Source organism: Arthrobacter sp. 2YAF22_2 (assembly GCF_052114645.1).
Taxonomy (GTDB): Bacteria; Actinomycetota; Actinomycetes; order Actinomycetales; family Micrococcaceae; genus Arthrobacter.
Genome location: NZ_JBFRFD010000202.1, coordinates 1 through 6020, shown reverse-complemented (window position 1 = coordinate 6020; position 6020 = coordinate 1). Strand labels below are relative to the sequence as shown.

Here is a 6020-nt window from a genome sequence, read left to right as displayed (position 1 = left end):
CCGCTCGTCGGCCCCGACCCCATATCGATCGCAACAACTGAGAGCAGAACAAAACCGTGGAAACGCAAACTCCAACCCTGAGCAGCGTGGCTGTGAGCACCGTGCCTACGCGGGAGCACAGAGTGCGTCGTGCTGCCCGGTGGACTGCTGTCGGGCCCTACGTCCTGGGTGTCGCCGGCATCCTCGCCGCACTCATCGTCTGGGAACTCTACTCAGTCTTTGGCCCGATCAGTCAGCACCACCTGCCACCGCCGTCGGTGGTGCTTCCAACATTCTTTACCAACCTGACCTTCACCCAATTTTGGATGACCATGGGGCAGACGATGTGGGCCTGGTTCCTTGGGCTCGGCATCGCCACACTCGGTGGTGTCGCAGTTGGCCTGCTCATCGGATCCAGCGAGTTCCTGCGGTCTGCGACGCACACTTCTATCGAGTTCCTCCGCCCCATCCCGGCCGTGGGAATGATCCCATTGGCTGCACTGCTGTTCGGACCGAGGATCGGCGCCGAGCTCATGATCGTCGTTTACGGTTGCTTCTGGATCATCATGATCCAGGTCCTGTACGGCATTACCGATATCGACAAGGTGGCAAATGACACAGTTCACACCATGCGGATGACGTGGCTGCAGCGGGTCCGCCACCTCGTATTACCCACGCTTTTGCCGTATCTGATGACCGGTATTCGGATCGCGGCCACAGTCGCCCTTATCCTCGCGATCAGTTCCGAGCTCATCGTCGGCACCCCGGGTATCGGCCGGGCAGTCGCGCAGGCCCAACTCAACGACAACCCGCCAGCCATGATTGCCCTTATCCTTACATCCGGCGTGCTCGGCATACTGGTCAACCTGATATTCCGCTTCATTGAGCGCAAAGTGCTTTTCTGGCACACCTCAGTCCGTTCGGAGGTGGCGGCATGATCGTCCTCAAACGCATAGGTATGTGGTTCGGCCTGCCGGCAATCCTCATCGCCATCTGGTGGGCGACCACAGCCCAGGGAGTGAACTTCTTCGTCCCCAAACCGGACAAGATGGCCAGCACTTTTGCCAAAGTGTGGTTCAGCGAAAAGTTCTTCACGGACGTTCTCCCCAGTATTGGGCGACTGTCCATCAGCCTCCTGATCTCACTGGTGCTCGGGGTGGTCCTCGGAATTGCGATTGGGCTGTCACGCAATTTGCGCTGGCTTCTCGAGCCACTGCTCGAATTCGTCAGGGCGGTACCCTCAACGATCCTCATTCCGGTTCTGCTGCTGCTGATCGGTATCAATGACACGATGAAGGTCGCCGTCATCGTCCTCGGCTGCCTCTGGCCCATCCTGTTGAATACTGTGGAAGGTGTGCGGTCCCTTGATGAAGTCCTGAAGAATACCGCCCGCGTCTACGGCCTTCGTGGGTTCGACCGCATCCGCTACCTCGTTCTGCCAGGCGCCTCACCGCTCATCATGGCCGGCATCCGGCACAGCCTCGCGGTCGGCCTCATCCTCTTGGTTGTCTCGGAGATGTTCGCGTCGACCGACGGCATTGGCTATTCGATTATTAACTTTCAAAACCGCGTCGCGATCCCGGAAATGTGGAGCGGTATCGTTCTCCTGGGAATCATCGGAGTGCTGCTGTCGGTAGCTTTCCAAGCGATCCAGAAGCGCGTTTTGGGATGGTACTACGGTCTAAAGGAGGCCTCGAATGACGGCTAACAAGTCGGAAGTCCGACTCAGTGTCCAGCAGTTGCGCAAGGTCTATGGTGTAGGCAGCCGCAACGAAGTGGAGGCCGTGCGGTCCCTCACCTTCGATCTGCATGCTGGCGAGTTCGCCTGCTTGGTGGGGCCGTCCGGTTCGGGGAAAACGACGCTGCTGAAATGCATCGCCGGACTCCTGGAGCCCACATCCGGCGAGGTGGAGCTCGACGGCCGGCGGGTTGCCGGCCCTGCCGAGGGCATGGCGGTGGTCTTTCAGGAGTACAGCCGCAGCCTGTTTCCTTGGCTGAGCGTTGAAGACAACGTCGAGCTGCCGCTGAAGACCTCCGGCGTGCCCAAGGCTGAACGCAAGGAGCGCGTCAGTGAGGCGCTCGAGGCCGTCAGTCTCTCCCACGCAACCAAGAGCTACCCGTGGCAGCTCTCCGGTGGCATGCAGCAGCGCGTGGCAATTGCCCGTGCTGTCGCCTCCAACCCCAGCGTGCTTCTCATGGATGAGCCCTTCGCAGCAGTCGACGCGCAAACCCGCGGAGAGCTCGAAGACCTCGTCCGCGACGTCTGGAAGCGCCTCAATATGACAATTCTCTTTGTGACCCACGATATCGACGAGTCCGTCTACCTGGCGGAGCGAGTGCTGGTGCTCTCGAGTTCGCCGACCATCATCCAGGCCGACCTGCACATCGATCTACCGGACGTACGCAGCCAAGCTGACACCAGATCGCTGCACCGCTTCGGCGAACTGCGCCATCAGGTCTACGAGGAAGTTCAGTTCGCCAAGATCAACCCGGGTGGCGAGCGGGCGGCAGCCCGCGAGGAGCTGCGCTCATGAGTCCCCGGGCAGGCGCTGACGCCAGCACTAATGGAGCAGTCAAGCCGGAAACGGGCAAACGTCGCCGCGTCCACCATTCCACCCCGGAAAATGAACGCGCCATCCTTGAGGCGGTGCTGCAGCTCGCTGTCACCGAGGGCTATGAGGGTACAACGATGGCTGAGGTCGCCCGGGTAGCCCATCTGCCGATCGGATCCGTCTACTGGCACTTTGAAAACAAAGAAGGCTTGTTCGCCGCGCTGATCGACTACTGCTTCGAAAACTGGAAGACGCGTCACCGGGGACCGGAAAACAGGGTCATTCTCCGCACGAGCATCGCCGGATCCGCGGCTAATTCCGCCGACCCGGCGAACGCGCAGGAAGCATTCTGGATCATTGGACTGCTCTTTGCGCTGGAGAAGCGACTGGCGGGGAACGCTGCACGCCAAAAATACCTGGAAGTGCGCGAGGAGATGTACGAACTCATGGTCGAGGCTGTCACCCCGGGTATCCCCGCCGCAGCCTTACGCGTGAAACCAGACCTCGCCCGAAAAGTCGTCATGCTTGGCCGCGCCCTGACGGACGGTTTTTACATTTCGGCATCCGCGGGGGACAAGATCGACTTTGCCGAGGCGGCGGAGCTGTCTGCGCTGGCCATGGATAAGCTCGTCCAGCACTACGCCAGCCTTGGGGCCGCGGAGGATCAACCATGAGCGGTTCGGACCGGGTAGCCCTGGTGGTTGGCGGCGGCCGCGGCATTGCCGCCGCCGCTGTCCGCGCACTGGCCGGCGATGGGTACCGTATTGCCGCGCTTTCGCCTTCCGGGAGCGCAATGGACCTTGCCCGCAGCCTGGGCGGGGTTGGAACCAAGGGTTCCAACCGGTCCGTGGCGGACCTGGAAGCAGTCACGGACTTGGCGCTGACCACATACGGACGCATCGACGTCGTGGTTAACAGTTCCGGACATGCTGCCAGAAAGCCTGTGCTGGAGATCAGCGACGACGAGTGGGCAGAGGGCTACGAGATGTACCTTCTCAACGTCATCCGAATGAGCCGGATCGTGACCCCTCACATGGTTGCCGCAGGAGGTGGGGCGATCGTCAACGTCTCCACGAGTTCCCCCTTCGAGCCCAACCCGAACTACCCGGTCTCAGGCACGTTCCGTGCGGCGCTGGGTACTTTCACCAAGTTGTACTCCGACGAGTACGGGCCCTCCGGGATCCGGATGAACAACGTTCTTCCGGGCTTCACCAAAGAGGATCCGGGCACTGTACCGGCGGAATGGACCACCCGAATACCTTTGCGCAGGGCTGCCAGCACGAAAGAAGTGGCCCGCGTCATTCGGTTTCTCGCCAGCGAAGAAGCCAGCTACATCACAGGCCAGAACATCCGAGTGGATGGCGGCGCGTCCCGCTCCGTTTAGGGGCCGACGCTGAAAGAAAGGTTTTAGCTATGTCACTTGGTGTGATTACCGAAATGGGTTATCTCGCAATGCGGACCCGTGACTACGATGAGTCGCTCGAGTTGGCGACTGACGTCCTCGGTCTGCGCATGACACACAACGACGACGACAGGGCCTATTTGTCCGCTGCGGACCGTCACCACGAGCTCGTCTACGTGAAGAGCGAGGAGGACGGCATTGACCATATTGGYCTTGTCGCCGACAGCCCCGAGGGTTTGGAGATCATCCGGAAGCGCCTCGAGGCCAGAGGGTTTCCGATCCTCACGCGCAGTCCCCTCGAACGGGAGATCGGTGAGGGCTTCGCCGTCCTGGGCCCCGAGGGATACGTCTACCACGTCTATGTCGGCATGAAGACGTTCCGGCACGGCCCGGCAGCCTTTGGCCCGGACCGCTACGGCCACATCAACATCCACCCCCAGAATCCCACAGCCATGAGGGACTTTCTGGTGCAGTTCTTCGGCTTCAAGGTCWCCGACGTCATCGGCAAGGACTTCGCCTACTTCCTGCGCTGCAACCCCGACCACCATGGAATCGCGCTCATCAAAGGACGCGGCACACTGCATCACCACGCGTGGCAGACGCAGTCCGTGGCCGACCTTGGACGACTCGCCGACCGCTTGTTTGCCCGGGGCCGTCGTCTGATCTGGGGACCTGTACGTCACGGCGCAGGCCACAACATCGCCGCATACTACGTCGAGCCCAACGGCACTGTAGTAGAGCTATACACAGACCTTGAGCAGATCCACGAGATTGATCGTCCTCCAATTGAGTGGAGCCAGGACGACCGGACGTGGTTCAACCGGTGGGGCGTCTACAACGGCGAAGATTTCCGCTCACATGGGGTCTTCCCGGTCTCCGTGGGCTAGCTGCCGCCGTGCCGTTCCTACCCCTGGGACGGCGCGGCTTCTGCGGCGGCACGGAATTCAGCGTCTTCAATGATGTCGATGGTCCGCATGTAGTGCTCACGCAGTAGTTTGGTGGCCGTCGGCGCATCCCGCACCATGGTCGCCTCGAGGATCGCGCGGTGCTCGGCCTCGATGTCCCGTGATTGCGCGCGCTGATCCGGGGCGGTCCACAGCCGGTATAGGGCGGTGGCTTCACCCAAAGTTGCAGCGAAGTCCTGCAACAGTGGGACAGAGCAGGGCTCAAGCAATTTTGCATGGAACGCCTGGTGGGCGAGGAACCATTCGGACGTGATGTGGTTAGGATCTTCAGTCCCTCGGCGTGGGGTCCGTTCCAGCCGATGATGGACAGCGAGGAGGTCGGACTCCCACGTGACGTCGCCTCGCTCGATGGCCAGTGTCAGACCGTATTCTTCCACCCGACAGCGGAGCTCGCCCAGACCACGCAACTCTTCCAGGGTGTATTCCGCGATGAAAAAGCCCCGGTTGGGGCGGAACTGAAGGAGTTTTTCGCCGGCCAATCGCACCATGGCCTCGCGGACCACTGTGGAGCTGGCGTTGTATCGCTTGGTCAGTTCGCCAATCTGCAAGTTGGTACCGGGGGCCCATTGTGCAGCGAAGATATCGGCCCGCAGCATGTCGCGGACCCCCACGCTAATCGTCTCTGCATTCGCTTGTCGTGCCATGGATTAAGACTACACATACGCACTGACCATTCGAAAGTGCGTTATTGACTGCGGAATGCATTCTGCATACAGTTCAAGCAACACCAAGATTCCCCGACGGCGGATGTCGTCGGCCCCAGAAAGGATTTACATGCGCTACGCGAGTTACCTCACCCCGGCAGGACAGCCCACCTGGGGGCTGGAGATCGACGGCCAGCTGTTCGATCTGGGTCCCAGCGGCGTCAATGTTTCTCCTTCGCTTCAGTCGGCGATTGTGGACGACCTGCTTGCCACGGCACCGGAATCCGACGGTGCGCCGGTTCAGCCTGTGGAAAGAACCCAGTTCCTCCCTCTCCTGGCTGCGCCCGGCAAGGTGATCTGCATCGGTGTCAACTACCGCAGCCACCGTGAAGAGACGGGGCGGGCAGATGTTGGAAAGCCGACGGTGTTCGCACGACGGATACAACGACAGTCGCCAGTAAAACCGTCAACACGGTCC

At 61.0% G+C, this 6020-nt stretch carries 7 protein-coding genes and 1 pseudogene; 7 read left to right on the top strand and 1 reads right to left on the bottom strand.

Annotation, left to right across the window (positions count from 1 at the left end):
• Window positions 1-92 precede the first annotated feature (92 nt).
• From AB4Y86_RS09910 to AB4Y86_RS09885, 6 genes are read left to right on the top strand one after another with little or no spacing between them, the layout of a single operon-like run.
• Window positions 93-917, top strand: coding sequence for an ABC transporter permease (locus tag AB4Y86_RS09910; protein ID WP_441402072.1), 825 nt, complete (start codon window positions 93-95; stop codon window positions 915-917).
• Window positions 914-1687 carry an ABC transporter permease gene (locus AB4Y86_RS09905; RefSeq protein ID WP_441402071.1) on the top strand — a complete coding sequence of 258 codons (774 nt, stop codon included), beginning with the start codon at window positions 914-916 and terminating at the stop codon, window positions 1685-1687. Before AB4Y86_RS09910 ends, AB4Y86_RS09905 begins: the two co-directional genes overlap by 4 nt.
• On the top strand, window positions 1677-2513 hold the full coding sequence (locus AB4Y86_RS09900; RefSeq protein ID WP_441402070.1) for an ABC transporter ATP-binding protein: 837 nt from the start codon (window positions 1677-1679) through the stop codon (window positions 2511-2513). Before AB4Y86_RS09905 ends, AB4Y86_RS09900 begins: the two co-directional genes overlap by 11 nt.
• Window positions 2510-3205 (top strand): TetR/AcrR family transcriptional regulator, encoded by a 696-nt coding sequence (locus tag AB4Y86_RS09895; protein WP_441402069.1) that lies wholly within the window; start codon window positions 2510-2512, stop codon window positions 3203-3205. Before AB4Y86_RS09900 ends, AB4Y86_RS09895 begins: the two co-directional genes overlap by 4 nt.
• Window positions 3202-3915, top strand: a complete 714-nt coding sequence (locus tag AB4Y86_RS09890; RefSeq protein ID WP_441402068.1) for an SDR family oxidoreductase — start codon at window positions 3202-3204, stop codon at window positions 3913-3915. Before AB4Y86_RS09895 ends, AB4Y86_RS09890 begins: the two co-directional genes overlap by 4 nt.
• Before the next feature lie 29 nt (window positions 3916-3944).
• On the top strand, window positions 3945-4820 hold the full coding sequence (locus AB4Y86_RS09885; RefSeq protein ID WP_441402067.1) for a VOC family protein: 876 nt from the start codon (window positions 3945-3947) through the stop codon (window positions 4818-4820).
• Window positions 4821-4837: 17 nt separating this feature from the next.
• Here AB4Y86_RS09885 and AB4Y86_RS09880 read toward each other — a convergent pair whose 3' ends face one another.
• Window positions 4838-5542, bottom strand: coding sequence for a GntR family transcriptional regulator (locus AB4Y86_RS09880; RefSeq protein ID WP_441402066.1), 705 nt, complete (start codon window positions 5540-5542; stop codon window positions 4838-4840).
• A gap of 130 nt (window positions 5543-5672) precedes the next feature.
• Here AB4Y86_RS09880 and AB4Y86_RS09875 point away from each other — a divergent pair.
• Window positions 5673-6020: pseudogene (locus AB4Y86_RS09875) on the top strand (hypothetical protein); the annotation flags it as partial.

Bases quoted from the DNA above. Each gene is read 5' to 3' on its own strand.
- AB4Y86_RS09905 (WP_441402071.1), top strand. From the start codon at position 914: ATGATCGTCCTCAAACGCATAGGTATGTGGTTCGGCCTGCCGGCAATC.
- AB4Y86_RS09900 (WP_441402070.1), top strand. From the start codon at position 1,677: ATGACGGCTAACAAGTCGGAAGTCCGACTCAGTGTCCAGCAGTTGCGC.
- AB4Y86_RS09895 (WP_441402069.1), top strand. From the start codon at position 2,510: ATGAGTCCCCGGGCAGGCGCTGACGCCAGCACTAATGGAGCAGTCAAG.
- AB4Y86_RS09890 (WP_441402068.1), top strand. From the start codon at position 3,202: ATGAGCGGTTCGGACCGGGTAGCCCTGGTGGTTGGCGGCGGCCGCGGC.
- AB4Y86_RS09880 (WP_441402066.1), bottom strand. From the start codon at position 5,542: ATGGCACGACAAGCGAATGCAGAGACGATTAGCGTGGGGGTCCGCGAC.